Annotated in this window: 26 protein-coding genes; 19 read left to right on the top strand and 7 right to left on the bottom strand. The window is 68.5% G+C overall.

All coding sequences use genetic code 11. The features are described 5' to 3' along the window. Nucleotides 1–94 precede the first annotated feature (94 nt). The 3 genes from IBX18_RS07775 to IBX18_RS07765 are packed head-to-tail and all read left to right on the top strand — an operon-like array spanning nt 95 to nt 3,527. Complete coding sequence (locus IBX18_RS07775) at nt 95–1,282, top strand: CaiB/BaiF CoA-transferase family protein (RefSeq protein ID WP_194833052.1); 1,188 nt, start codon at nt 95–97, stop codon at nt 1,280–1,282. Then, on the top strand, nt 1,279–2,124 hold the full coding sequence (locus IBX18_RS07770) for a cyclase family protein (RefSeq protein WP_194833051.1): 846 nt from the start codon (nt 1,279–1,281) through the stop codon (nt 2,122–2,124). Before IBX18_RS07775 ends, IBX18_RS07770 begins: the two co-directional genes overlap by 4 nt. Next, on the top strand, nt 2,121–3,527 hold the full coding sequence (locus IBX18_RS07765) for an MmgE/PrpD family protein (protein ID WP_194833050.1): 1,407 nt from the start codon (nt 2,121–2,123) through the stop codon (nt 3,525–3,527). The genes IBX18_RS07770 and IBX18_RS07765 overlap by 4 nt, the downstream gene beginning before the upstream one ends. Here IBX18_RS07765 and IBX18_RS07760 read toward each other — a convergent pair. After that, nucleotides 3,510–4,418 carry a hydroxymethylglutaryl-CoA lyase gene (locus IBX18_RS07760; protein ID WP_306796189.1) on the bottom strand — a complete coding sequence of 303 codons (909 nt, stop codon included), beginning with the start codon at nt 4,416–4,418 and terminating at the stop codon, nt 3,510–3,512. The genes IBX18_RS07765 and IBX18_RS07760 overlap by 18 nt on opposite strands. Before the next feature lie 94 nt (nt 4,419–4,512). On the opposite strand from IBX18_RS07760, the gene IBX18_RS07755 reads away from it, so the two are divergent. Genes IBX18_RS07755 through IBX18_RS07745 form a run of 3 tightly spaced genes read left to right on the top strand, consistent with a single transcriptional unit; the run spans nt 4,513 to nt 7,134 of the window. Beyond that, nucleotides 4,513–5,727: a CaiB/BaiF CoA-transferase family protein gene (locus IBX18_RS07755; protein ID WP_194833048.1), complete on the top strand. Its 1,215-nt coding sequence runs from the start codon at nt 4,513–4,515 to the stop codon at nt 5,725–5,727. A gap of 10 nt (nt 5,728–5,737) precedes the next feature. Continuing rightward, nucleotides 5,738–6,409 carry an isochorismatase family protein gene (locus tag IBX18_RS07750; RefSeq protein ID WP_306796188.1) on the top strand — a complete coding sequence of 224 codons (672 nt, stop codon included), beginning with the start codon at nt 5,738–5,740 and terminating at the stop codon, nt 6,407–6,409. A gap of 17 nt (nt 6,410–6,426) precedes the next feature. Beyond that, the gene (locus IBX18_RS07745; protein WP_194833046.1) at nt 6,427–7,134 is read left to right on the top strand and encodes a hypothetical protein; all 708 of its coding nucleotides are present in this window, start codon (nt 6,427–6,429) and stop codon (nt 7,132–7,134) included. Between the two features lie 7 nt (nt 7,135–7,141). On the opposite strand, the gene IBX18_RS07740 is transcribed toward IBX18_RS07745, so the two are convergent. Beyond that, entirely contained in the window at nt 7,142–7,927 is a 786-nt protein-coding gene (locus tag IBX18_RS07740) for an IclR family transcriptional regulator (RefSeq protein ID WP_306796187.1), read from the bottom strand. Between the two features lie 142 nt (nt 7,928–8,069). Between IBX18_RS07740 and IBX18_RS07735 the strand changes: the two genes are divergently transcribed. From IBX18_RS07735 to IBX18_RS07720, 4 genes are read left to right on the top strand one after another with little or no spacing between them, the layout of a single operon-like run. Continuing rightward, a complete protein-coding gene (locus IBX18_RS07735; RefSeq protein WP_228540591.1) occupies nt 8,070–9,344 on the top strand; it encodes an acyl-CoA dehydrogenase family protein in 1,275 nt (424 codons plus the stop codon). Further along, nucleotides 9,341–10,729 carry an aldehyde dehydrogenase family protein gene (locus IBX18_RS07730; RefSeq protein WP_194833044.1) on the top strand — a complete coding sequence of 463 codons (1,389 nt, stop codon included), beginning with the start codon at nt 9,341–9,343 and terminating at the stop codon, nt 10,727–10,729. The genes IBX18_RS07735 and IBX18_RS07730 overlap by 4 nt, the downstream gene beginning before the upstream one ends. Next, a complete protein-coding gene (locus IBX18_RS07725; protein ID WP_194833043.1) occupies nt 10,726–11,871 on the top strand; it encodes an NAD(P)/FAD-dependent oxidoreductase in 1,146 nt (381 codons plus the stop codon). The genes IBX18_RS07730 and IBX18_RS07725 overlap by 4 nt, the downstream gene beginning before the upstream one ends. Continuing rightward, entirely contained in the window at nt 11,868–13,298 is a 1,431-nt protein-coding gene (locus IBX18_RS07720) for an aldehyde dehydrogenase family protein (protein WP_194833042.1), read from the top strand. The genes IBX18_RS07725 and IBX18_RS07720 overlap by 4 nt, the downstream gene beginning before the upstream one ends. 261 nt (nt 13,299–13,559) lie before the next feature. Here IBX18_RS07720 and IBX18_RS07715 read toward each other — a convergent pair whose 3' ends face one another. Genes IBX18_RS07715 through IBX18_RS07705 form a run of 3 tightly spaced genes read right to left on the bottom strand, consistent with a single transcriptional unit; the run spans nt 13,560 to nt 15,965 of the window. Then, complete coding sequence (locus IBX18_RS07715) at nt 13,560–14,171, bottom strand: neocarzinostatin apoprotein domain-containing protein (RefSeq protein WP_194833041.1); 612 nt, start codon at nt 14,169–14,171, stop codon at nt 13,560–13,562. Between the two features lie 19 nt (nt 14,172–14,190). Continuing rightward, nucleotides 14,191–14,781 carry a GPS-CTERM domain-containing protein gene (locus IBX18_RS07710; protein WP_194833040.1) on the bottom strand — a complete coding sequence of 197 codons (591 nt, stop codon included), beginning with the start codon at nt 14,779–14,781 and terminating at the stop codon, nt 14,191–14,193. Continuing rightward, on the bottom strand, nt 14,778–15,965 hold the full coding sequence (locus IBX18_RS07705; protein WP_194833039.1) for a hypothetical protein: 1,188 nt from the start codon (nt 15,963–15,965) through the stop codon (nt 14,778–14,780). Before IBX18_RS07705 ends, IBX18_RS07710 begins: the two co-directional genes overlap by 4 nt. Nucleotides 15,966–16,158: 193 nt before the next feature. On the opposite strand from IBX18_RS07705, the gene IBX18_RS07700 reads away from it, so the two are divergent. The 8 genes from IBX18_RS07700 to IBX18_RS07665 are packed head-to-tail and all read left to right on the top strand — an operon-like array spanning nt 16,159 to nt 23,871. Further along, a complete protein-coding gene (locus tag IBX18_RS07700) occupies nt 16,159–17,772 on the top strand; it encodes a carbon-nitrogen hydrolase family protein (protein WP_194833038.1) in 1,614 nt (537 codons plus the stop codon). 20 nt (nt 17,773–17,792) lie between these two features. Next, nucleotides 17,793–18,635, top strand: coding sequence for an oxidoreductase (locus IBX18_RS07695; RefSeq protein ID WP_194833037.1), 843 nt, complete (start codon nt 17,793–17,795; stop codon nt 18,633–18,635). Beyond that, nucleotides 18,632–19,597 carry an alpha/beta hydrolase gene (locus IBX18_RS07690; RefSeq protein WP_194833036.1) on the top strand — a complete coding sequence of 322 codons (966 nt, stop codon included), beginning with the start codon at nt 18,632–18,634 and terminating at the stop codon, nt 19,595–19,597. The genes IBX18_RS07695 and IBX18_RS07690 overlap by 4 nt, the downstream gene beginning before the upstream one ends. Further along, nucleotides 19,591–20,712, top strand: a complete 1,122-nt coding sequence (locus IBX18_RS07685; RefSeq protein ID WP_194833035.1) for an aromatic ring-hydroxylating dioxygenase subunit alpha — start codon at nt 19,591–19,593, stop codon at nt 20,710–20,712. Before IBX18_RS07690 ends, IBX18_RS07685 begins: the two co-directional genes overlap by 7 nt. Continuing rightward, nucleotides 20,709–21,398 carry a hypothetical protein gene (locus IBX18_RS07680; RefSeq protein ID WP_194833034.1) on the top strand — a complete coding sequence of 230 codons (690 nt, stop codon included), beginning with the start codon at nt 20,709–20,711 and terminating at the stop codon, nt 21,396–21,398. Before IBX18_RS07685 ends, IBX18_RS07680 begins: the two co-directional genes overlap by 4 nt. After that, complete coding sequence (locus IBX18_RS07675; RefSeq protein ID WP_194833033.1) at nt 21,395–22,312, top strand: hypothetical protein; 918 nt, start codon at nt 21,395–21,397, stop codon at nt 22,310–22,312. Before IBX18_RS07680 ends, IBX18_RS07675 begins: the two co-directional genes overlap by 4 nt. Then, nucleotides 22,309–23,094, top strand: a complete 786-nt coding sequence (locus IBX18_RS07670) for an SDR family oxidoreductase (RefSeq protein ID WP_194833032.1) — start codon at nt 22,309–22,311, stop codon at nt 23,092–23,094. The genes IBX18_RS07675 and IBX18_RS07670 overlap by 4 nt, the downstream gene beginning before the upstream one ends. A 33-nt stretch (nt 23,095–23,127) precedes the next feature. Continuing rightward, nucleotides 23,128–23,871, top strand: a complete 744-nt coding sequence (locus tag IBX18_RS07665) for an arylmalonate decarboxylase (RefSeq protein ID WP_194833031.1) — start codon at nt 23,128–23,130, stop codon at nt 23,869–23,871. Here the strand turns inward: IBX18_RS07665 and IBX18_RS07660 are convergent. After that, entirely contained in the window at nt 23,854–24,525 is a 672-nt protein-coding gene (locus IBX18_RS07660) for a hypothetical protein (protein WP_194833030.1), read from the bottom strand. The two genes, IBX18_RS07665 and IBX18_RS07660, sit on opposite strands and share 18 nt — an antisense overlap. Before the next feature lie 88 nt (nt 24,526–24,613). Then, a complete protein-coding gene (locus IBX18_RS07655; protein WP_194833029.1) occupies nt 24,614–25,432 on the bottom strand; it encodes a CoA ester lyase in 819 nt (272 codons plus the stop codon). A 279-nt stretch (nt 25,433–25,711) separates the two neighbouring features. Between IBX18_RS07655 and IBX18_RS07650 the strand changes: the two genes are divergently transcribed. Continuing rightward, entirely contained in the window at nt 25,712–26,692 is a 981-nt protein-coding gene (locus IBX18_RS07650) for an alpha/beta hydrolase (protein ID WP_194833028.1), read from the top strand. Nucleotides 26,693–26,760 lie beyond the last annotated feature (68 nt).

Here is a 26,760-nt window from a genome sequence, read left to right as displayed (position 1 = left end):
CGATCATCGCAGTAGCATGCGCTGGTAGTCAATGCCGCGGTCCCGCCTCAGTGTTTCGCTGAGCGAAACATGTCGCGGCACTAAGGAGTTGGCGATGACGCAACCGCTGGCCGGAATCCGAGTGCTCGACGTGGCGACACTGTTCGCCGGCCCCCTGGCAGGCACGCTGCTCGCCGACTTCGGCGCCGACGTCATCAAAGTCGAGCATCCGAAGGGTGATCCGGTGCGCAGCCACGGCGCCCAGCGCGACGGCGTCGGCCTGTGGTGGAAGATGCTGGGGCGCGGCAAGAAGTCGGTGACGCTGTATCTCGGTGCGCCGCAAGGCCAAGAGATCTTCCGGCGGATGGTCGCCGAGGCGGACGTGGTGATCGAGAACTTCCGCCCGGGCACCCTGGAACGCTGGGGCCTCGGCTACCCCGAACTCCGTGCGCTCAACCCACGATTGGTGCTGGCCAGAGTCACCGGTTTCGGCCAGATCGGGCCGTACGCGCGGCGTCCCGGCTTCGGCACACTGGCCGAGGCGATGAGCGGATTCGCCGCCGTAACAGGCGAAGCGGACGGCCCGCCTACCCTGCCTCCCTTCGGACTCGCCGACGGAATAGCCGCACTGACAACGGCTTTCGCGATCATGACAGCGCTGCGCGCCAGAGATCGCGACGGCACCGGCCAAGAGGTCGACCTGGCGATCATCGAACCGATCCTCACGCTGCTCGGACCGCAGATCATCGCCTACGACCAGCTTGGCGAGTTGCAGCCGCGCATGGGCAACCGATCCTCGAACAACGCACCGCGCAACACCTATCGCACCGCCGACGGCGGCTGGGTCGCGGTCTCCACCAGCGCACAGTCGGTCGCCGAGCGGGTGCTGTGGCTGGTCGGCCGCCCCGATCTCATCGGTCGGCCGTGGTTCGCCTCCGGCACCGAACGAGCAAGGCACGCCGACGAACTCGATGCGGCGGTGGGCGGCTGGATTGGCCGGCACAGCACCGAGGAGGTGGTGCGCGCCTTCGAGAAGGCCGAGGCCGCGGTGGCCCCGATCTACACGGCCGCCGACGTGCTCGAGGATCCCCAGTACCGGGCGCTCGGCTCGATCATCGCACTACCGGACGCGGAGCTCGGCACCGTGCGCATGCAGAACATCCTGTTCCGACTTTCCGAGACACCCGGCGAAATACGGTGGACCGGACCACCTTTGGGCGCACACACCGACGAAGTGCTGGCGCGCTACGGCGTCGACGCGAACGAGCGGGCCGAACTCCGCACCGCCGGGGTGATCCGATGACGCACCCACGGGCCACCCACCGGCCGACAACCACCGATCCGCTGCTCGCGGCGGTGCGTGGCGGAATCCGCCTGATCGAATTGGGCCAGCCGTTCTTCACCGGCATGCCGTGCTCGCCGAACCACCCAGGCTTCCGGATGACGCTGGCGCGCAGGCACGGTGACCTGATGCGGCCGGACGGCGGCTCGGCCGCCAACGAGATCATCGTGACCGGTGGACATGTCGGCACACACATCGACGCGCTCAGCCACGTCAGCCAGCACGGCGCACTGCACGGCGGCGTCGACGCACACGAGGCCCAACGCGGCGGCCGGTTCACCGCCCACGGCGCGGAGCACCTCCCCGGATTGCTGTGCCGCGGCGTACTGCTGGACATCGCCGCCGCACGCGAAACCGACACGCTCCTTGGCGCTTACGAGATCACCGTGACCGACCTGGAGACAGCAGCCCGGCAAGCACGGATCGAGGTGGCGGCAGGTGACGTCGTGCTGATCCGCACCGGATGGTCGCTACTGTTCGGCGAACCCGACGCCTATCTGGGCAAGGAAACGGGCGTCCCAGGGGTCGGTGTCGCCGCGGCACGGTGGCTCGCCGCGCGCGGAATCGTGGCGACCGGCTCGGATACCACCGCGTACGAATGCATTCCGCCCGGCGCCGGGCACAGCGTGCTCCCCGTGCACCGGGTGCTGCTCGTCGAATCCGGCATCTACATCATGGAGCACCTCGCACTGGAAGACCTCGCGCTGACCGGGCTCGGCGAGTTCACTTTCCTGCTCGCACCCTTACGCATCGTGGGCGGCACCGGCTCCCCCATCCGCCCGCTCGCGGCGGTCGGCCGATGAACGAGGCAACCATCGTGCAGCGGCTGGCCGCCTTCGCCGTGTCCGCCCGCGACGACGGCGTCGGTCCCGCCTTGCGCGCGAACGCCGCCCAACGAGTGCTCGACGCGCTCGGCAACAGCCTCGCCGCACTCGAAGCGCCTGCCGTCCAGGCGGTACGCACCGTGGTCGAGGAATGGGGCGGCACGCCGCAAGCCACGGCCCCCGGGCTGCCGGGCCGGTGGCCTGCCGCCAGTGCGGCACTACTCGGCGGAACCCTCGCGCACGCTTTGGATTTCGACGACACCCACCTACCATCGGTCTTGCATCCCTCGGCGACGGTGGTCCCGGCCGCCCTCGCCGCCGCCGAAGCGCAGACCGCCGACGGTGCCGCGCTACTCGACGCCGTCGCGGTAGGGATCGAACTGTCGGTCCGCGTCGGCATGGCCGGTTACGATGCGGCGCTCGGCAATTCGGTCTTCTTCGAGCGTGGCCTACACGCGACCGCCATCTGTGGCGCCCTCGGTGGTGCCGCAGCCGCCGCCATGCTCACCGGAGCCGACGCCGACACCATCGCGCACGCCATCGCTATCGCGGCGAGCATGGGCTCGGGACTACTGGAAGCCAACCGCACCGGCGGCACCGTGAAGCGGGTGCACTGCGGCTGGGCCGCGCACGCCGCCGTCACCGCGGCCGGGCTCGCCCGCGCCGGACTGACCGGTCCGCCGACCGTCTTCGAGGGCAGATTCGGTCTACTCCAGGCGTTCTGCGGCGATCAATGCAATCCGGCCGCGATTCTCGACGGCCTGGGCGAGAACTGGGAGTTGCCGAAGGTGGTCTTCAAGCCCTATCCCTGCAACCATTTCACCCACGCCGGGATCGATGCGGCACTGCGGCTGCGCGCCGCGGGCATCACCGCCGCCGATATCGTTCGCCTCGAGCTCGGCGCACCAACGGCGGTGTTGCGCACCATCGGTGAACCGCACGCGCAGAAGATCCGCCCGCAGTCCGGCTACCACGCCGCCTTCTCCGGCCCCTACACCGTCGCCGCCGCACTGCTCGGCGGTGGCGGTCTCGGTGTCTTCCACGAAGACTTCACCGACACCGCGGCCGCCGACGCGGAAAGGCTCGCCCTCGCCGCCCGCGTCACCTGTGTCGCGGACGCACGCTGCGATGCCATCTTCCCGCACCAGTTTCCGGCCGTGCTCACCGCGTGGCTGCGAGACGGCAGCGTCCGTACCGAGCGGGTCGAGAGCAACCGGGGCGGCCCCGGCAATCCGCTGTCCGAGGACGAGCTCGCCACCAAGTTCCGCCTGAATACCGAGCACACCCTGTCGGCGGATAGCGCGGACCGAATCAGCAAAGTGGTGTTCGGCCTCGCCGAACAACGAGACCTTGGCGAGCTGATGTCACTGCTGCGGATGTGACGGCGCCGGGAACAGGCCGGCCCGGCCGAGCAAGGCAGGCACCGGCTTACCGAGCAATTCGCCGAGCCACGAGCCGGTTTCGATGACCGGCTCGATCCGCACGCCGGTCTCGATCCCCATCCGATCCAAGGTGTACAGCAGGTCCTCGGTGGCGATATTGCCGGTCGCGGCCGGCGCGAACGGGCATCCGCCGATGCCACCGGTGCTGGCATCCAGCACTCGGACACCCGCCTCCCACGCCGCGACGGCATTGGCGTAGCCGGTGTTTCGGGTGTTGTGGAAATGACAACGCAGGGCGACCTCCGGCGCGATCGCCGCCGCACCGGCCACCAGCGCACGTACCCGATCCGGCGTTCCCACACCAATGGTGTCGGCCAGCGCGATCTCATCCGGTCCCGCCTCGGCGACACGGCGAATCAGTTCCAGCACAATCGATTCCGGCAATTCACCCTCGAACGGGCAACCGAACGCGGCCGCGATGGTCACCGTGCGCAGCAACCCGGCCTCCCGCGCCCTGGCCGCCAACTTCGCCCACCGCTCGACACCCTCCACGGACGAACACCCTTGATTGCGCTGACTGAACGAATCCGTCGCCACGACAACAACATTGATCTCATCGACACCCGCCGCCAGCGCGCGATCCAGACCACGATCGTTGAATACCAGCCCGGCATAGGACACTCCGTCGACACGCGGCACCCCGGCCATGACCGCCTCCGCATCCGCCATCTGCGGCACCCGGCGCGGGTTCACGAAACTCACCGCCTCGATCCGCCGCACTCCCGCATCGACGCTGCGCCGAATCAGCTCGACCTTGTCGTCGACGGCGAGTATTTCCGGCTCGTTCTGCAGTCCGTCCCTCGGGGCGACCTCGACCAGCGTGACGTTCACAGATCCTCCAACTCGCCTTGCGGCCGCGTTCCACTGAGGGATACATTGTATCCAATTCGAACCTCCGGGGTGCAACAGGATGGAGACCCGCCACATGGCAGTCGAGGCGACGAAATCGACAGGGCCGCTTGCCGATCTGCGGGTGGTCGAGATGGGGCAACTGCTCGCCGGGCCGTTCTGTGGTCAGCTGCTCGGCGATCTCGGCGCCGAGGTGATCAAGCTCGAAGCGCCCGGCACCGGCGACCCGATGCGGCAGTGGGGCAGGGAACAGTCGCAGGGCAAATCACTGTGGTGGCCGGTGGTCGCCAGAAACAAGAAGTCGGTGACCTGCAACCTCCGCGACGAGGCCGGGCAACGGCTCGCGTGCCAGCTCATCGACCGTGCGGACATCGTCATCGAGAACTTCCGGCCCGGCACCATGGAGCGCTGGAACCTAGGGTTCGACCGGTTGCGCGAGAAGCATCCGGAGCTGATCATGACCCGGGTCACGGGGTACGGCCAGACCGGCCCCTACGCGCCGCGGGCCGGATACGGCTCGATCGGCGAGGCCATGGGCGGCATTCGTTATGTCACCGGCGATCCCGAGCACGCCCCAGCCAGAACCGGTATCTCCCTCGGTGACTCGCTCGCCGCAGTATTCGCCACCATCGGCACCCTCGCCGCGGTCCACCACCGCACGAAGACCGGGCGCGGCCAAATGGTCGATTCCGCCATCTACGAGGCGGTACTGGCGATGATGGAGTCCCTGCTGCCGGAGTGGGCGGTGACCGGCTATCAGCGCGAACGCACCGGTCCGGTGCTGCCGAATGTCGCCCCCAGCAACGTCTATCCCACCGCCGGCGGCGAGATGATCCTCGTCGCCGCCAACCAGGACACCGTTTTCGCCCGGCTGGCCAAGGCAATGGGCCGTCCCGAACTCGCTACCGACGAAAGGTATGCCACCCATACCGCCCGCGGCGCGCGGATGGCCGAACTGGACGAACTGATCGCCGGCTGGACCGCGACCATCGAGACCGGCGACCTGCTCGACCGGCTGCACACGGCGGGCGTCCCCGCGGGCCGTATCTTCACCGCGCGCGACATGTTCGCCGACCCGCACTTCGCCGCCCGCGAAGCCATTGTGCGACTGGCACATCCGGAGTTCGGTGAGCTGCCGATGCAGAACGTCTTCCCGAAGTTGAGCGAGACACCCGGCGCCGTACGCCATCCCGGCCCGGCGCTCGGCGAGCACAACCACGACGTCTACGGCGACCTGCTCGGCCTCGACCCGGACACGATCGGACAGCTCAGCGCCGATGGCATCATCTGAAAACCACCCGGTGACCGAGCAATCCGGCGAGTACCGCCGCTCCGGCTACAGCGCACGCCTCGGGGCGGGCGTCTCCCCCGCCGTGCTGGTGATCGATATCTGCGCCGCCTACGTCACCGAGGGCTCGCCGCTCTACGCGCCGGTCGCCGACGCGGTGCGTGCTGCCGCCGAAATCGTGGCTCAGGCAAGGCAATCCGGCCTGCCGGTGATCTTCACCTGGGTGCGCTTCGAACCCGGCGGTCCCGACGGTGGACTGTTCCGCCGAAAGGTGCCGGTGCTGCGGGTATTCGAGGCGGGCAATCCGCTCGGCGACTTTCTCGATGATCCCGCGCCAGTCCCCGGCGACTTGGTGATCACCAAGCAGTACGCCAGCGCGTTCCACGCCACCCCACTGGCCGCACTCCTGACCGCCCGCCGTATCGACACCCTCGTCATCGTCGGCCTCACCACCAGCGGGTGCGTGCGCGCCTCCGCGACCGACGCGCTCCAGCACGGTTTCCGGCCGCTGGTCGTCGCCGAGGCCTGCGGAGATCGCACCACCGCCTTACACGAGGCCAACCTGCTCGACCTGGACATCAAGTACGCCGACGTGCTGAGCCACACGGAGGCGCTGGCCGTCTTGCGCTCAGCGCCCGGTCACCAAGACCTTCCCGAGACCGCCGCCGACGCGGAACTCGCCTAGCGGACAAGAGGATTCCCATGGGCCCACACCCGCACGGCTGGTGGATCATGCTGCACTTGGTGTTGTTCGTCTGCTGGTTGGGCGGCGATCTCGGCGTCTTCTATTCCAGCCGGTTCGTCATCAACCCAGCACTCACCCCACCCGCGCGCGCGACCGCGTTAACCATCATGAGCGGCCTGGATCTCGCGCCGAAGATCTGTCTGGTGCTGTTTCTCCCCAGTGGCATCACACTGATGGCGCTGGAACCGCACGGCGCCAGCGCGTTCGGAATCGCCTTGTTCCCTTGGTGGTTCGTCGTGGCGGTGTGGATCTTCGCCGCCGTATGGTTGACGCTCACCGTGCTCGCGCACCGCACACACGGACAACTCGCCGCAGTCCGCCGAGCCGACCTTTTCCTGCGATTCGCGGTCATCACGGCGATGACCGGATCAGGCGTCTATGCCCTGCTCGCACACGAGCCGTTCGGTGTCACCACCAATCCACGCTGGCTGGGCGGCAAGATCCTCCTCTACACCCTCGCCATCGCGGCCGGGCTGGGCATCCGAATGACGTTGCGCCCCTTCGGTCCCGCCTTCGGCACACTGATGACCACGGGCTCCAGCGAGCCCGTCGAGCGCACCTTGCGGCGCAGTGTCGACGGTTGCCTGCCGTACGTGTGGCTGATCTGGGGCAGTGTGCTGGCCGCGGCGGCACTGGGCGTGTTCAAGCCCGGTGCCGCACTGTGAGCGGTGGTTACGGCGTGTAGCCGAGCTGAGCGGATACCGCGCCGGCCGCCTTCAGCAGCATCGGCACGTACTCGTCCATCCGCGGCTGGAACCGCGACAGCGGACCGCACACACTGATCGCGGCCACCACGCCACCGTCGTGGTCGAGGATCGGCGCGGCGAGGGACGCGGCCCCGATCTGGCGCTCCCCCATGGAAATCGCGTAGCCGCGCTTCTTGGTGGCGTTCAGTTCGGTGCGCAGCTTGCGGACCGAGGTGATCGTCGCGTCGGTGAAGGCGGTGAGCTCGTGCCTGCCCAGGTACTCGTCGATCTCCTCCTTGCGCAGCATCGCCAGGATCACCTTGGAGGAGCTGCCCGCGTAGAGCGGGTACGGCACCCCGAGCGCGACCTCCATGCGCAATTCCTGGTCCGGCACAACCTGATCCACGTACATCCGGGTGTCGCCGCGCCGGATCGACAGCGTCGCGGTCTCACCGGTCACCGACGCCAGCCTGCGCAGCTCCGGCGCGGCCATCACCCGAAGGTCGGTGCGCGCCAGGTAGGCCCGGCCGAGCGCGATAGAGGCGTGGCCGAGCGCGTAACGGCGCGTGGTGGGTTCGAGTGCGATGAGGTCGCGATTGCGCAGCGCGGTGAGGATGCGGTGCACCGCCGCCTTGGTGATGCCGAGCTCGGTGGCGATCTCGGTGACACCGAGGTCGGACCTGCCGCTGCGGCCGAACAGCAGCAGCACATCCATGGCGCGTTCGACCGCCGCGATCGACCGGCTCTGGTTGTCGGATTCGGTTTCGGACACGCCTCGAGTGTAGGCGGTGCATTTCCCGATGGGAAACACCATCCCCATCATGGCTTGCGTGCCGCCGAGGCGCGGCGTTACCGTGTGCGTAACAATGTTTCGACTATCGAAACAGCAATACAGACCGCTAGAGGATGGTCCGATGATCGGTGCACGACTCGTCGAAGATATGACCGACGCCGAACGCGAACGCGCACAACGGGTCGACGCCGTGCTGCCCGCGCTGCGTGCCGCCGCCGAGGAGGCCGACCGGCTCGGCGCCTTCCCACCCACCCACGTCGACCTGCTCCGCGACGCCGGATTGCTCGGACTGGTGGTGCCGGAGAAGTTCGGCGGGCTCGGCGGCACGCTGCGCGATCTGGCCGCGGCCACCTTCGCCATGGGCACCGCGTGTCCATCCACCGCGCTGGCCTACTTCTTCCATAACACCAGCGCCTCCCGCGGTCTGCTACCGCTCGAGGCGATCGACGCCGGACTGTTCGCCGACGACGAAATTCCCGTCGTGCGGGCCTTCGCCGAGAAGCTGCTCACCCGGATGGCAGACGGCTGCTGGCTGGCCAATTTCGCCTCCGAGGCGATCAAGACCGCCGCCGCGAACATCACCATCGCCACCACCGCCCGCAAGGTCGACGGTGGCTGGATCCTGCAGGGCGAGAAGTCTTTCGGCTGCGCGACCGGCGTGGCCGACTACTACCTCACCTCCGCCAAAATCGAGGGCTACGACACCGCCGAGGGACTCGCGACCTTCTTCGTCCCCCGCGACGCACCAGGCGTCCACGTGCGCGCCCCCTGGGACGGCCTCGGCATGCGCGCGACCGCCAACAACGGCATCCGGCTCGACGAGGTGTTCATTCCGCAGGACGAGGCCTTGGCCGTGCCCGGCGCGTTCACGAAGATGCTGAGCATGAGCAGAGGCAGTTTCGTCGGCAACCAGCTCGCCATCGCGGCGGTGTACACCGGCTGCGCGCAGAACGTCTACGACGAGATGCTCGCCACCGCGACCGCGAAGACCTTCGCCGACACCGGCGATCCGATCGCGTCCTCCCCGGTGCACCAGGTGCTCATCGGCGAGATGACCAGGCAGTTGCAGACCGCGTACCTCTGGTTGCGCTATCAGCTCGCGGTGGAGACCGCCGAGCCGCCGTTCAAACCGAAGCAGGAGGTGTTCACCCAGTGGCGCCTCGGCAAGGGCGCGGTGACCGAGGCCTGTTTCCAGGTGGCACTCGGCGCTTTCAAGGCGGGCGGCACATCGGCCGCTGCGATGAGCGGGGTGGCGGGGCGGGCGCTGCGCGATCTCGCGATGGGCTTGGTGATGACCTTCCCGGCCGAGCGCGGCATGCTCGAGGTGGCCCGCATTGTCACCGATGCCAAGGCGAACGAGTTGTTCGCCACCGCACCGGCTGGGGCGGACCGGTGAGCACCGAACTACCCGCCGTCACCGACCTGATCGACGGCGAATGGGGCACACCGTCGGTGGATCTCGGTGTCGCGCTGGAGGATCCGGCCACCGGAGCGCCGGTCGCCAGGGTCGTCGCCACCGCCACCGACCGGGTAGAGCGCGCGCTCGCGGTCGCCGAAACCTCTTCCGGCCGTATCGAACCCGCCGTGCTGGACGCCGTCGCCACCGACCTGGACGCACGGCTGCCCCGGATCGCCGAACTGGATGCCCGAGCGACCGGCGTCCCGATCGCCCAGACGACCCTGCTGGGACCGATCGTGTCGGGTTCGTTCCGGCTCGCGGCCGAGCAGATCCGGTCCGGAGCCTTGCGCCGGGAGCAGGACGGCGTCGAGGTGCTCCGGCTGCCGCTGGGACCGGCGCTGTGCCTGGTCCCGTGGAACGCGCCTGCCCCCATGGCCGCGCACAAGGTGGCCAACGCACTCGCCGCGGGCTGTCCGGTGATCCTGAAGGTCAGCGAGCTCGCCCCCTACAGCTCGGTGGTGCTGGCCGAGGTGATCGCCGAGCACGTGCCCGCGGGCATGTTCCAGCTCGTGCAGGGCGGCGCGAAAGTCGGTGCGCAACTCGTCGCCGCGTCCCGGATCAAGGCCGTCTCGTTCACCGGCGGGCTGGCCGGCGGGCGTTCGGTCGCCACCGCATCGGCCGCGATGTTCCGCCCGTGCCAGCTCGAGTTGGGCGGCAACAATCCGCTCGTGGTGTTGCCCGACGCCGATCCCGATGTCGCGACCCGGATGGCCGCCGAACTGCTGACCACGTTGAACGGCCAATGGTGCCGGGCGCTGGGCAGATTGATCCTCCCGGCGGACCGGGCCGACGAGCTGCTCGACGGCATCGGCAAACGGCTCGCAGCACTGCGGGTCGGGCCGCCGATGGATCCCCTGACCGAGTTCGGCCCGCTCGTGCACTCGAAACATGTTCAGCAGCTGCGCGCTTCGCTCGACGCACGCGGCTCGCAGAGCTTCGGTGTCATGCCCGATGACGGAAACTACTTCGCCCCAGCGCTTCTCGATGGCGACCTGAGCGACGAGGTGTTCGGACCGGTGGCCGGTGTCACCACCTACCGCCGGATCGAGGAGGCGGTAGCGCTGGCCAACGCTGTGCCCTACGGCCTGGAGGGCTACGTCTGCGGCGCCGACGAGCAACAGGCGCTCGGCGTCGCCCGGCAGATCCGGGCGGGTGAGGTGAAGGTGAACGGTTCCTCGATCATGAGCCTGCACCTGATGACACCGCGGCCCGCGTGGGGACTGTCCGGCCTCGGCGAGGAGGGCACGGCGGAGACGCTGCGCTTCTTCACCGGCGCGCGCGTCGTCGGCGTCGAAGGGCGCTTCGCCCTGCACACGTCATGAGCACGCCGTCGGTCGTCGTGGTCGGGGCCGGGCCGGTCGGTCTCACCGCCGCACTGACACTGGCCCGCCGCGGGATCCCGGTGACCGTGCTGGAGCAGGGTGCGGAGCTGGCCACCGAGTCGCGCGCGTCGACGTTTCATCCGCCGACCCTGGAGATGCTGCGCGACCTCGGTGTCCTGGATGCGCTGCTGCACCGGGGCATCGTCGCCTCGACCTTCCAGTACCGCGAGCGTGGCGGCGGCGAGATCGCCACCCTGGATCTCGCCGTGCTGGCCGAGGACACCCCGTTCCCATTCCGGGTGCAATGCGAGCAGAGCAAACTCACTCCGCTGCTGCTCGATGCCCTCGGGGCTGCCGACGTGCGGTTCGGCTACCGCGTGGACGGCTTGCTGAGCACCGACGACGCCGTGGTGCTGCGGACGGCCAAGGGGCCGGTGCGCGCGAACTGGGTGATCGGTGCCGATGGTGCGCATTCGGCCGTCCGCCATGGCCTCGGTGTCGAATTCGGCGGCAGCACCTATCCGGAACGCTTTCTGGTTGCCTCGGTCGAGGAAGATCTGGCGGACGTGCTGCCCGGCATCGCACCGATCAACTACGTCTTCGATCCCGACGAATGGCTGGTGCTGCTGCGCACGCCGGAGCATTGGCGAGTGCTGCTGCCGACACCCGCCGACAGCGACGACGAGGACGAATTGCGCAGGCTACCCGATCGTTTGGCGGCCGTCGCCGATCTCGGCAGGCCGTGGCGGATCGCACATGCCACGCTGTATCGGGTACATCAACGCGTCGCCGACCGGTTCCGGCACGGCCGGGTCCTGCTGATCGGCGACGCCGCCCACGTCAACAATCCGCTCGGCGGGCTGGGCATGAACAGCGGCATCCACGATGCCGTCCAACTCGCGTCCGCGCTGGCAGATGTCATCGAAGGCGGTCCCGACGCGCGGCTGGACGAGGTTGCGGCGCACCGTCATCGCGTCGCCGGGGACCACGTGCAACGCACCAGCCATGACAACTGGAACCGGCTCCGCGGCGATGATGCGAGCCACCGCGAGCAGTTGCGTGCACTGGCCGCCGACCCCGTCGCGGCCCGCACCTATCTGCGTCGGGCCTGTCTGCTCGACTCGCTGGAGATCCGGCCGTGAGGATCGAACGCGAGAACCCGGCGCGGCCGCAGGAGATCGTGGGAGCGGTGACCGCGACGCCACCCGATGCAGTCGACGCCGTTGTGCACCAGGTGCACTCCGCGTTTCGCGAATGGTCGCAACAACCGCTGGAAGCTCGCCTGGCTGCGGTCGGCCGCGCCGCCGACGCCCTCGATGCGCGCGCTACCGAGTTGGCGACCTTACTGGCGCGCGAGACCGGTAAACCCGTCACCGATTGCCGTGGTGAGATCGGTTTCGCCGCTACCTATTTGCGCTGGGTGCGGGCGCACGCGGCGGAAGTGCTCTGTGCCCGAACCACCGACGACGCGCTAGGTCGAGTCATGGTGTCGCCACGGGCTTTCGGCGTGGTCGCCGCGATCACGCCGTGGAACGCGCCGATCATTCTGTCGATGCTCAAGCTCGGTCCCGCCCTCGCCGCAGGCAATGCGGTCGTGCTCAAACCCTCGCCGCTGGCACCGCTCGCCATCACCGCTGTCGCCGAATTGCTGCCCGCTACCACGGTGATCCATGGCGGCCCGGATACGGTGCACGCGCTGATCGCCCATCCGCTGGTGCGCAAGGTCGCCTTCACCGGCGGTGCGCAGGCCGGTCGCGCGATCGCGGCGGCGGCAGGCGAGGCGATCAAGCCGGTGCTGCTGGAGCTCGGCGGCAATGATCCGGCCATATTTCTGGACGACTTCGCCTTGAGCCCAGTGGATTTCGAGCGTCTCGTCCTCGCCTCGTTCGCTACGGCCGGACAGGTGTGCATGGCCGCGAAGCGGCTGTACGTGCCCGAGACTCGGCTCGCCGAATTCGTCGAGTCGTATATCGCTGCCGCACAACGCATCCTGCTCGTCGGCGATCCCCTCGACGCAGCCGTCACCATGGGGCCGGTAGTTACCCGGGCAGCCGCCGAGCGGGTGCGCGGACTGGTCACCGGCGCCAGGGACCTGGGCGCGCTGATCGTCCCGCTCGCCTGCGCGCCGACCGGCGAGGGATATTTCCTCGATCCGATACTCGCGCTCCGGCTGCCCGACGACGCGGATCTGGTCCGTACGGAGCAGTTCGGCCCGGCAGTGCCGATTCTCACCTATCGCGACGAGGCCGAGGTCCTCGCGCGCGCCAACGATTCCGAGCTCGGCCTGGCCGCATCGGTCTGGTCGGCCGACGAGGACCGCGCCTTCGCCGTCGCCGCTCGCGTCGAAGCGGGCTTCACCTTCATCAACACGCACAACCGCACCGGCATGTCGCTGCGCGCACCGTTCGGCGGGACCAAGAACAGCGGCTTCGGCCGGGAATACGCGCAGGAAGGTCTGTGCGAGTACGTCCAGCCGACCGTCACGCACGCACCCAGCGCCTTCCGTGCGGGCGGCACCGGCCTACCCGCCGGTGCTTATCCGGGCGCGTACTCGGAGCCCCACCGATAACAGCTTTCCGCTAACCGGCCGGTGCCTTTCCCGGCGCATCAGCCCTGCCGATAACAGCTTTCGCGACAGACTGGCAGTGTCCAGTCGCCACTGTGCGCCGCGCATGCGCCCTTGGGCAAGCCCACGCCACTGGTCCCGGCCCGACCCGGATCCTGGATGTCGGTGGCGGCGACGCGGTCAACGCGATCGCGCTCGCACAGGCCCAATGATCGCAGCCGATGGCCCGGGACGACTTGCGGGTGCCCCGGGCCATCCGTGCGATCAGTTGCGACGGCGACGCGCCACGAGCACCACGGCGGCCGCGATGAGTACCGCTGCGGCGATACCGATGCCCGCCATGACGGGAGTGTTGCTGTCGGAGTCGTCGCTCTCGGCTGTATCACTCGCGGCAGCAGTGGCTTTGGGAGTCTCCGCGGGTGGTCCGAAGGTCAACGGCACCGAGGCGATGATTTCCGTAGCGTTGGTCAGGCTGGTGACACTGATCGTGCAGGCACCCGGTGCCGAAGTGCAGTCGGTGCCACCGACCGCACCGACGAGCGTGATGGCCCGTTTGTCCCCGGTGGGTTGCCAACTGCCCTGCCCATCAGCCGCACCCATCATCGAGCCGGTGAGATTGCAGTCCCCCGGCCCCGCGATCCGCGGTTTGCATTGCCCGACCGCGACCGCCGCCATATTCGCGGGCAGGCCGTCCAGAGTCACCGTGACCGTCTGCCCCACAGTGAGTCCCGTGGATTGGCTCACCTGGAGAGCGGGGGCGGCCAGCGCGGTCGGCATCCCGCCGAGCAGCCCGACCGTGGTGAACGCGGCCAGCGCCACAAGACGTGGTCTACCGTATAAGCCGTTTGTCCCGGGCCGGGTTCCGATGAGCTTCACATTTTCCTCCTGATGGATTTCACAGTCGCCGCCGATCGGCGAGGGCGAAACCGGCGACGAGCACGAGCAGGCCGGCGGTGGCCGCCCACAGCACGGTGGACGGCCCTTCGATGTCGGTGTCCGAGCGCGCGGCCGCGGCGGGGACGGATGTCGTGGCAGTCGGCGGCAGCGCGCCCGCGAAAGTTACCGGCACCGCAGCGGAATTCGCCGCGATGACGGCAGGCGGTTCGGTGCCGGGCAGCGGCGCGGCCGCGATCACGCATTGCTGCTGGGTGCAGTCGATCTCGCGGAATCGCGGGTGCGCGGTCAGTGTCAGCGGGCCGAAGGTGCCGTCCGCGCCGATATTGACGAACGTCGCGCCCCCGGACAAGTCGCAGTCCTTCAGTCCGTTGCTGAAGCCCGCTTTGCACATGCCCACGGCGACGGCGGCAAGTCCCGCCCGAAAGCCGCTGCCGCTCAGTGTGACCCGCTGTCCTTCGGTCAGCTCGGACGTGGCGTCGACCTGGATCGCCGCGGGTTCGTCCGCGAACGCCGTCGCCGGAGCACCGAGTAGGAAGCCACTGAGCGCCAGCGTCACCGCTACCCGAGCCGTCGTACCGAAACTCCTCATGGCGCACCTCTTTCGCTGGATGATCCGCGCGTGCCGGGGAGCAGGCGTCGGTCAGGTCGGCCGGACAGCCACGCCGCGATGAGTACGCCCATACCGAGGATGGTCAGCGCCGACCCCGTGCCGATGAGCCGACCCAGTAGGTCGACCAGACCCAGGCCCGCCAACCCCGCGGTCGCCACGACGAGTGCGCAAACACTGATGGCGTGCGGTGCGGTCTCCCAGACCAGCTCGTCGAGCGCGGTCATTGCGCGGGCAGCGGCTGCCAACGTCACCGCCAGGCCGATCGTCAATGGCACCAACCCCGGCGCGGTCACCACGAGCAGCGCCCCGCCCGCCGCCAGAATCAACAGCACGGGGACGGCGGCGGGTCGACGGCCCGGCAACGCGACGATGGCCGCAGCGGGTGCGGCCGCGACAGCGAGCCAGATGAGTTGCTCAGCGCCGAATTCGTTCCACCGGAACAGCAATAGGTGTAGCGCGGGCAGCACCGTACCGCCGGCAGCGAGTCCTATTGCGACATAACCGAATAGGGCCGGACGAGGAGGGATGGAGTTCTCGACGACCCGGTCAGCAGACGGCCCGTCCGCGCCACGAAGCCCGACCAGTCCGACGGCCACGCCGAGGGCGGTGGTCAGCGCGCCCGCGATGAGGAGGCCCGTACCTGGCTCCTCGTAGTAGTGACCACTCAGCCATGCGGCAACAGCCACTCCCCCTGCGGCCGCCGCATGCAGAAGGACAAAGTTTCCGCGACCGAACTCGGCCGCGAGAGCCCGGCCGGCGAGGAGCAGCGGACCCGTCGCCGCGCCCGCGACAAGCACCGCGATCGTGAACACCGCGACGGTATCGACGACACCCGCCACGACCACCGCGATGCCAGCGAGACACCCACTCGCGCTGACCATTCCGAGAGACAGCCGCAATCGCCACAGACACAGCGCCCCAGCGAGTAGACCGAGCGCCCCGGCGGTGAGCGCCAGATAACCGACCACCGCCCCGGGCACCCCGAGCACACCACCGAAAGGCTTGCCGAGCAACACCAACTGGCCACCCGCCACCGGCCCCGCCGCGACCGCGCAGAGCACTGCCGCGCTGACACTCGCGCCATCGCCAGGGTGGTGACCGATCGGAGTCCGTGACGGGCGCCCGCTGTCCGCATTACCTAGGGATGGGCGATGCCTCGTCATCCGTAACCTCCACTCGCGTTCCACTGAGAGAAACGCAGTTTCACGATTGCCATATCGTGCCCGCGACCTCGGGCAGTGTCAAGGCGAATGTCGCGCCACCCCTGGACAGATCCTTTGCCGGGGTACAGAATCGGAACGATATGGAAACCGCGTTTCGTCCTACGAAACGCTATGAACGAAAGGGTCCGAGTCCATGACCCGAGTCGCGGCCGCACAACTCGCTGCGGGCACCGACGTCGCGGTCAACCTCGACGCCTGCCTCCGCATGATCGACCAGGCCGCCGACGCGGCGGCGGAACTCGTTGTGCTGCCGGAATTCTGTAACCATCTATCTTGGTACGACGATCGGGCGCATGCGCGCCGAATGGCCTGCACGCTCGGCGACACGTTCCTCACCGCCGTCGCCGAGCGGGCGCGCAGGCACCGCTGCTACGTGAAGATCGGCGTCACGCTGGCCCGGGCCGACGGCCGCACCACCGGCACCGGCCTGCTGTTCGGGCCGGACGGTGCTCTGCTCGGCGAATCCGACAAGCAGATCCTGATGGGCGCCGAGAACGACTATCTCGACGCGGGCACGGCCGAATCACCGGTGATAGCTACGCCTTTGGGCCGCATCGGCATGTACGCCTGCATGGAGGGCGTCATCAACGAGGTCACCCGGTCGCTGGCGCTGCGCGGCGCACAGCTGTTGCTCAACAGCCTCAACTCGTTCGCCATCGACGAGGCGAGCCTGCACATACCGGTGCGCGCCGCCGAGAACAAGGTGTGGGTGGTGGCCGCGAACAAGGTCGGCCCACTGCTGCCCGCCGAGCAGCTGCCGCAGATCGCCGCCCGGCTCGGCGTGCCGCCGGATCGCCTGCACGGCGCGGGCGAAAGCCAGATCGTCGGCCCGGACGGCAGGCCGGTCGCGATGGCCCCGGTCACCGGCGAGGCGATCGTGGTCGCCGATATCGACGTGCCGCTGGCCGACGACAAGCGCAGGCCCGACGGCACCGACATCCTCGCCGCCCGCAGGCCAGAGCTCTACGCCCCGCTGACGAGCGCACCGCTCGGTCGACGTGCACCGGCCGGGTCGCCGACGCTGTCGGCCGCGCTCGCGATCGCCGACACCGGAGCAATCGCCGAGCTCGCGGCCGACGGCGTAGACCTCATCGTGCTACCCGAACTCGCGGCGGTGCCGGTCCCGGAAGTCGTACGGGCACTGCACGGTACTACCGCACACGCGGTCCTCAGCGTGCGAACCGGCGGCGCGCATCACGGCGTGCTGGTCGACGCCGACGGAGTGGTCGGCTGCCAGCCGCAGCTGCATCCGACCAACCGTCATCCCTGGCTGACCCGGCAGGGCAGTGCGCTGGCCGTTTTCCAATTGCCCTGGGGCCGACTGGCACTCGTGGTCGGTGACGACGCGCTGTTCCCGGAAAGCTTCCGACTGGCCGCGATTCAGGACGTGGACGTCGTCGCGGTGCCGCATTCCCCTGCCGAGCCATGGGAATTGCCCCTCGGACTGGCCGAGCGCGCCGCGGAGAACAGGATGAACATCGTCGCCGCGGGCAGCGACGAACACGGCGGGCTCGTCGGCGCGATCTACGCGCTGAGCCCCGATTTCACCTTGTGGACTGCGTGGAGCGGGCCGTTCACCGGCGTGATCAGCCACCCCATCGTGACCGAAGCCCCGCCCGGTGCGCCGAGCGTGCGCGCGACCGTGCGCCCCGCGCAGGCCGTGAACCGCGCCGTTTCGCGGGGCACCGACCTGGTGGACGGGCGTCCGCGGCACCCGATCGACGCCATGACGACAGAAGCACAGTGACGACAGAACCCGGAGCCACGATGAGTGAAACAGTCCGACATGTCGAGCAGTTGGTCGACGAGACGGCCAGGACGGACGTCACCGAGACCTTTCAGGAATGGCGAGACCTGTTGAGCGGGCTGAAGTCTCGGATCGCCGGACGGTTCGACCTCACCAGAGATCCGTCGACCGACGATCTGGAGAGCTACGGCGGCCCGGCGACCGGCCCGTCCGGCACCTTGGCCGCCTACACCGGACCGGAGATCGACTGGTTGGTGCATTCCTGGATCGGCGACCCCGCAACGGGTTTCGTCAACCTGCACCTCACCGTGTGGCTCGGTCCGCAGGTCAGGGTCCCGCATCTGGGCATCGCGTTGCTGCTGTGGCCGGAGGGCTGGTTCTATGTCGATGCGGTACCGCGTGGCGATCTGGTCGGCGACGGTGACTACTTCGACAGCTACTACGCCGACAACGACGCACCGTGGTTGGCGTTCAAGGAAGAGCACCCCGATTTCACCTGGTTCACCAGCCGTACGGGGTTCATCCGCGGCAGCCTGTCGCCTACCGCGTACTGCTACTCCTTCCCGCCTCATCGGGCCAATCGGGAAACGGTCGCCGCGCTGCTCGGCGCGCGGGTCGAGCAGTGGCTCGGCTGGGTCGACGCCGCCGCGCCGGTGCCCGCCGACGAGCAGGCGGCACTGGCGGACCGTGACCTGGCGGTGCGCCGCAATATCGCCGAGCGCGATCCCGCGAATGTGATGGGCGAGCGCATGTTCGGGGCCGAGCTCACCCAGCGCCTAGTGCGTGGCCTCTGGGGCGGCGACCGCGTACTCCCACGGCCGATGGGCGAAGCAGCGCTGAATGTCCGCGAGGCACGGTCATGAGCATCGTCCGTTCGCTCTGGTGGTCGGCCCGCACCGCGGGTGAGGCTCCCTTCGATACCGCGCATTTGAAGGTCTACTACCCCGCGATCACCACCGGCTCCGACCACGAGCGGCTGACCGGCGTCTTCGCGCCCGATCCGGCGGCCGCACCGTATCCGGTGGTGGTCTTCCTGTCCGGGGTCAATGTCGGTCAGGATTCCTATCGCCGCTTCGCCACGGCCCTCGCCGAAACCGGTTTCGTGGTGGTGACTTTCGATCGAGTCGCCGAATTGTTCGGCGGGCTGCGCGGATTGACGGTCGGCGTCGACCTGGACGCGGCCCGGCCCGACGCCTATGGCACCCGCCCGACCTGTCCGACCATCGGCGCCATCCTCGATGCGCTCACCGAGTTGAACAGCGACGGCCCGTTGGCCGGGGCACTGGATCTGGACTGCATCGCACTCGGCGGGCATTCCGCGGGCGGAACGGTCGTGCTCCAGTCGGCACGCTTCTTCCCGTCGGTCGGTGCGGTTTTCGCGTGGGGCGCGCACACGATGGTGGCGACCATGCTCGGCTGGCCCGCGGGCACCGTGCTGCCCGCACAGGTCAATTGCCCCGTGTTACTCGGCGTCGGCACCAACGACGGTGTCATCAACGGCAGCGCCGACCGGTACGGCGAGGACGGCGACAACCGGCCCGACCCGGTGGCCACAACGTTCGCCGAAGCACTGCCGCCGGGCGACCATCTGCTCGCGGTCATCCCGGAGGCCAACCACTTCGGGATCGCCGACGCCGATCCGACCGCGGCACGGGCCTTCCTCGACGGACCGGGCGACGTGGACGCGCTGGCACCGTTCGCCCGGCTCACGTCCGCCTTCCTGCACGCACACCTGCACGATTCGGCAACGGCCCGAACCGAACTCGCCGACTACGTCGCGGCGCAGGTGCTGCGGCCTCACCTAGCGGAGCACGAACAATGTTGAAAAACTTCTGGTACGCCCTGGAATTCGCCGACCAGGTCGGCCGGACACCGAAAAAGGTGACCTGCCTCGGCCAGGACTTCGTGCTGTATCGCACCACCGCGGGCACGGCGGTGTGCCTGTCGGATCTGTGCGTGCACCGCGGTGGCGCGCTGTCGATGGGCACCGTCACCGGCGACTGTATCGCCTGTCCGTACCACGGCTGGCAGTACGACGCCGAGGGCGCCTGCGTGCGGATACCGGCGAATGCGGCGGATCGGCTCATTCCGAAGAAGGCCAGGGTCGACGCCTACCCGACGCAAGAACGTTACGGCATGGTCTGGGCGTTCCTAGGCGATCTGCCCGAGCACGAGCGCCCGCCGATCCCGGACATCCCGGTGCACGACGATCCGGCTTTCCGGATGGTGCAGTTCGAGATGGAGATCGAGGCGAACTACGAGCGCACCTTCGAGAACGTCGTGGACGCCTCGCACACGCCGTTCGTGCACGGCACCAGGTTCGGCAATCCGGACAAGCCGGAGATCCCGAATTTCACTGTCCGCAAGGACGACTGGTCCGCGGAGGCCGACATCCAGCTCAGTCCCCCACCACCGAGCGGACTCTGGGGTCTGCTGTCCAGGAACAAGCCGCGCCCGGAGTTCGTCACGGTCACCAACGGCTGGTACCTGCCCAACCTGGTGAAGCTGCACATCCGGCTGCCCATCGGCGATCTGCTGCTCTACGACTTCAATATCCCGCTCTCGCAGGACCGGACGCTGATCAAGATCCTCGGCTACCGGAACTTCTTCACCGGCCGGTGGGCCGATGCCGACACCCGCAGAAGAATCAAAGACATTCTGCTGCAAGACAAACCGGTGGTCGAGTCGCAGCGCCCCGAACTGCTGCCGTTCGATCTCGCCGACGAATTGCATGTGCGCAGCGACGCCCTGCAAATCGCTTACCGGCGCAGACGGGCCCAGCTGATCAAGGACGGCTGGTGGCTCGGCGCCGACGACATCATCACCGGCGACGGCCCGCGCCGCACCGCCACCGTCATCGCCTCGCCTGCCCGGCGCGACAATCCCGAACTCGACCAGGCCTGGGTGCACAAGGCCCGCAACGGAGGAACCCCGCGATGAGCCTGCCCACCGAGCTCAGCGAACGCACGCTGCGGACGCTGAGCACCGCCCTCGATCTCACCATCGCCGACGACACCGCGTTGACCAGTTCCATGTCACCCGACCCGGTCGGCAGGCTGCGGGTGTTGCGCGGTGGCCCGATCGACAAGGTCGTCACCGTCGATCTGGTTGTCCCCGCCATCGGCCTGGACAGCCACATGATCTTCGCCTTCACCCCGGCGGAGTCGGCGATCCCGCACTTCACGCTGGACTCCGTGCGGTCCGCCCGTTACCACGCCATGCACCTCGATCTCATTCCCCGGGCCGACCTCGCGGTGCATCTCGCCTACCTCGATGCCGCCTACCTGCCGCTCACCCCGCTGCTGGAGGCGGCATGGCAGCTCGACGGGGTCTCGGCGGCGGCGATCGGGCCGCGGCAGCGAGCGATGATGTCGCCATGGATGGTGGTGTGCCGAGCCACCGAATCCGCTTTCCGCGCACTGGATGCCACCGTCGAGGGCTATCTCCAGCACTGGCTCACCTTGGTGGACAAGGGAGTTCCGGCGGTCACCGGCGATACCGCCGCCCGTGACCGCGCCAACCGCGCGAACCTGTTCAGCCCCGAGGTGGACCTGGTGTGGGCGCAGGTGGCCGGATTGCTCGGCGACGAGCAGGCCGAGCGGGTACGGGCGGAGTTGCTCGGATGACCGCCGCAGCAGCGCCGAGCCGGTGGCAGCAGCGCATTGCCGGTGAATGGGTCGGCAGGCCATCGCTGTTCGCCGCCGACGGGGTCTGGCGTGGTTTCGAGGACATCCGCCGCTCGTCGGTCTTCGCCGACGGCACAACGACTTACTACATGGACGGCGGGCTCACCGGCGGCGGCGAGCTCGCCGGGCGGTTCGCCCTCGGTGCGCCGTTCGCCTTCGGAGTGGTCGACTCCGACAACGATCGGCTCTACACCGGTCCCGACTTCTACGGTGCCGGCAGACCTTACGGCGGCTTCGTCGACGCGCACTACTACGGACCCGGCTGGCAGGTGGGTTTGAATACCTGGAACCAGACCCTCGGTGATACGCAGGTGTACTCCTCGGTGCTGTACCAGGGGCCGGCGATGATCGGCGTGTTCAATGGCGTCTACACCCGCGACCCCGCGCTGAAGGACGACCTCATCGAACACGAGACGCGGTGTGGGGCCACCCCTTTCGTCCTGCCCACCAAAGACGACTGCCGCTACGCCGGTGACTGCGAGCTGTGGGGCGCCGACCAGCAACCGCGCGGCACGGTGCGGATCGTCCTCGACGTGACGCCACTGAGCTTGCTCACCGCCGAGCACCGCGTCAGCTGGAGCGGCGCGCTCGACCGCACCTTCGAGGCGACGGTGCGCCGCGACGGCGTCCGCTCGTTCCACGAGGGGCCCGGTGCGTGGGGTAACGCGACCGCGTACGGCCGGGCCAACTATCCGGTGCTGCACCTGTCCGACGGCGGCAAACTCAACGGACGCGAATTCATGATGGATGCCGAACCGGGGATGGGCGCGGGCACCGAGCTCGCCGTGGTCTACGAGCTGTTCGAACACAACAGCCTGAGCGCTGTGCTGCACGGCGTGCTGGTGCGCTCATGAGTGCGACCGCGAGCAGGACCGTCGTGGTCACCGGCGGCACCCGTGGCCTCGGGCTCGGCATTGCCAGAGCACTGCTCGGCCGGGGGCATCGGGTCGCGTTGTGCGGCACCGATACCGAGCGGATCGATAAGGTGCAAGCCGAACTGTCGGATGCCGCACTGCTGCTGGCCGCCGACGTCACCGATCGCGCTCAGCTGCAAGCGCTCTGGGATGCCGCGGTCGCCCGCTTCGGCCGGGTCGATGTCTGGATCAACAACGCGGGTATCACGCATACCCGAACGCCGCTGTGGGAGCTGCCCGCCGAGGATGTCCGGAAAGTGGTCGACACCAACCTGATCGGCGCGCTCAACGGGTCCGCCGTCGCGATCGCGGGCATGGTGGCTGCGGGCGGCGGGCACTTGTGGAATATGGAAGGTCTCGGCAGCGATGGCCGCATAGTGCCGGGACTGTCGGTCTACGGTGCGAGCAAGCGAGCACTCACCTATCTGACCGAGGCGCTGGCCAAAGAGGTGCCCGCCGGTGTCTCCGTCGGGCTGCTGAGCCCGGGCATGGTCGTCACCGACCTGCTGACGCACGGCTACGCCGATCCCGACGAATTGGCCAAGGCACGCAAGATTTTCAACATTCTCGCCGACCGGGTCGAGACCGTGGCACCGTGGCTGGCCGAACGCGCTGTCGCGCACCCGCGCAACGGCGCGCATGTCCGCTGGCTCACCACACCGAAGGTGCTCGGCCGCTTCGCCGCCGCCCCGTTCCGGCAACGCGATCTGTTCGCCGAATGAGCACGAAGAATCGCAGCGATTGGGAGATGTTCTATGCCTGACGTTTTGGGCTGGCGGCGCAAGTTCGGAGTGCTCGCTCCGTCGACGAATACCGTGGTGGAGCCGGATTTCGCGCGCATGGGGGTGCCCGGGGTAACCGCGCATTTCGGCCGCATCCACATCCATGACCAGAACATGGGTGACGATGCGGGCATGGACCGGCTGCTCGAGCAGATCCGCGGCGAAATGGACGCGACCTGCGCGCGGGTGCTGACCTGCGAGCCGGATTACATGGTGATGGGCATGTCGGCCGAGACGTTCTGGGGCGGTGTGGAAGGCAATCAGCAGTTCGTGCGGCAGATCGAGGAGGCGACCGGGCTGCAGGTCGCCACCGGCGCCGAGGCGTGCAGGCGCGCGCTGACGCTGAACGGCGCGAAGCGGATCGGCGTGGTGACGCCCTATCAACCGATCGGTGACGCCAATGTAGTCCGGTTCTTCGGCGAGCTGGGCTTCGAGGTGGCCGCGATCAAGGGATTGCGTTGCCCCACCGCGGTATCCATCGCCCATGTGCCGGAGAGCGACCTGCGGGCCGCGCTGCTCGAAGTGGACAGCGACGATATCGACGCCCTCGTCCAGTGCGGCACCAATCTGTCCATGGTGCGCCTCGCCGACGAGGCCGAGCGCTGGCTGAGCAAACCGGTGATCGCCATCAATGCCGCGACCTGGTGGATGGCGCTGCGCGACAATGGTATTGAGGACCGGATCGAGGGTGCGGGATCGCTACTGCGAGACCATTGAGCGGTCCTGGTCGCGCCGCCGGAGCCAGTCGGCGGTGCCCAGCAGGCCCGCCGAGAGGATGAGCTCGCCTGCGTTGCCGAGCACCGGGATGACGGGTGCGGCGCCGGCGACCAGCGTCATGACCGCCGCCGTTACGAAGAGCAGGCGGTAGCGATGCCGGCGCCACAGGGCTATGCCGGCCGCGAGCACGACCAAGCCGGCGATGATCGCGGGCAGTGCCATTGCAGCGGAGCCGTCGACGTCCGTATAGCGCAGTGCGCCCGCCCACCACCGGGGGCGCAGGTCGAGCTGGAGGACGTGCAGACTTCCGATCGCGATGAGTGCGATGGTGAGCGCGACTGCGGTGGCCTGAACGCCACGACGCCGCGCCACCGGGATGCCCGCCCTATCCATCGCGGCGCGCGCCCAGAGCACGAGCAAAGGAGTAAGGATGGCGTGCAGTACGAAGCGCGGCACGCTCAGCAGCTCGAGTGGGCGCCCCTCACCCAGCGTGCTCCCCAAGGCGAGCACGGCGTTGTCGTAGCACAGCGTCGTACACAACACCGTGGGCAGCAAGAACATCCGGGAAGCACCGGCGCGGATCTGCGACACACCGACCGATGCGAGGGCGAGATGCCCGACCGCGAGCAGCAGAAAGAGGCCTGAAACGATCACACGGAATCCGTAGGCCGTGTGACGAAGTCGGGCCGGGTCCAGCCACCGGAGGCGCCGGATGGGACTTCGCGTGCATATGTCATGTACTTCACCCTTCCAGCAGGCGACGGGCCTGGCGAATCACGGCCAGATCCACCATTCTGCCCGCCTCGTCGAGCAGGACCCCGCCTGCCGCGGAGTCGAACCGATCCACCAGCGCTCGCGCACGGGCCAGCTCGTCCTCGGCAGGCGTGAATATCTCGTTGACCACCGGGACCTGCGCCGGATGGATGCAGGCGCGCCCACGGAAGCCCATGCGCGCCAACGCCCGCGTGGATTCGCGTAACCGCTGCGAGTCCCGGAAGTCGGTACTGACCGGTCCCAGCGGCGCCGCGATACCCGCTGCCGCACTGGCCAGTACGACCTGAGTGCGCACGGCCAGCAGCTCGCGGTCGTCGGCGCTCGGTTCGATACCGAGCTCCGCCCGCAGATCAGCCTCGCCGAGCTGGAGTCGCGCCACCCGTGGACCGGCGGCGATCGCGCGGGCGTCGAGTACGGCCGCCGCGCTCTCCAGCAGCGGGCAGATTCGGATCGCGCCCCGCTGCGGTTCGTACTCCTCCAGCACCTCGGCCGCGGCCCGGACCTGTTCCACCGATTCGGTTTTCGCCAGGCAGACCGCCGACACCGCGGGCAGCGCTATTGCCGCCAGATCATCCTGCCCGGCAGCACCAGAATTGACGCGGACCCAAATCTGTTGCCGAGCAACGGAAACGCCGTGCAACCAGTCGGACACCGCCGCTCGCGCCGCGTCCTTGCCGGCCAGCGGCACAGCGTCTTCCAGGTCGAGCAGGATAACGTCCGCCGGACCGGCCAGCGCCTTGTCGAACAGTTCGGACCGGTTGCCGGGCACGTACAACGCGGATCGCACCCGCGCGGCTCGGGTAGGCCGAACACCAGGACCGCGGCCAGAGTCGAGCACCGAATCACAGTAACCAGGCGGCGCTCATCAGGTCAATCGTTCGAAACATAGTTTCTCACAAGGAAACACAACGCAACGGACACCTACGCCTTCCAGCGTCGATCCCCTTCCACCCAAAGCCATTCCACCGCTTGACAGGCATCCCGATGTAGGTGCTAATGAACACCAACGGCCAAGAAACGCCATTCCATCAAGGGAAACACCCTGGGCATCGCCGTTGGAGTCGCCATGAATTTTCGAGGTCCGGCACTCGCCGCCGCTGCCGCCATCGTCACCTGCCTCGCCACCGCCACCCCGGCCACCGCGGCCGATCTGTCCAGGCTGCCCGGTGTGGTCGATATCCCGTGTGCCGCAACCACTTTGCATCAAGGCGTCGACTGGTATCTGCCGACCGGCGTGCCGAAGGGAATGGTCTGGATCCAGCACGGGTTCGCCCGCACGCACAGCAATGTCGCGCAGTTGGCCACCACCTTCGCCGCGGGCGGCTATCTCGTCTTCGCCCCCGCGCTTCCCTTCATCGATCTCGCCGGCTGCACATTGCAGAATCTCGGCGACAACACCCGATTCCTCGACAATGTCGCGAACCTGTTCGGCACCGCGGCAAACCCGGACGGTGCACTATCCCGCAGCCTCGCGGCCGCGGCCGCCGACGCGGGCCGACTACCTCCGCCACTGCCCCGCGACTTCGTCTTCGTCGGGCACTCCGCGGGCGCGGAAGCGGTCGAGTTCGTCGCGCACCGGCTGCACGTCGCCTACCCGGACACGTGGCATCGGCTGCGCGGGCTGGTGCTGCTCGATCCGGTGAAATCCTTCCTCGGCGACAACACCGACCGAGCGCTGGCCGACCTCGACCCCACCGATCTGCCGATCCTCACCATCGCCGCGCAACCGTCGCTGTGCAACAACCTCGGCAGCGGCACCGACGCCGTACAGCAACGCCTGAACCGCCCGTTCCTCGGCATCCGGCTCGGCAACGGTCTGCACACCGACGCCGAGGGCACCAGCTCGGATTCGATGGGGAACGTCCTGTGCGGCACCCCGGACGTGGCCAACACGTCGGTGCTGCAGGTGCTCGCCCGCGGCTGGTCCGACGACTTCATCGCAGGCACCAAAACGGCCGACTACTACCCGGCGACCACCGCCGAAGCCGTCACCGCCGCGCCTGCCGTCGCCGCGGCACCGGCCGCGACGATCCTGCCCGCCAACTGAGCGCCGCACCGCAGACCCATCCGACCAGGACTGTTTGCTTCGAGGACAGCTGGGCATAGCCGCTCGCG

The organism is Nocardia sp. XZ_19_369 (genome assembly GCF_015355715.1).
Classification (GTDB): Bacteria; Actinomycetota; Actinomycetes; order Mycobacteriales; family Mycobacteriaceae; genus Nocardia.
Note: the sequence above shows the minus strand (reverse complement) of the source record. Positions and strands in the feature narration are given on the sequence as shown.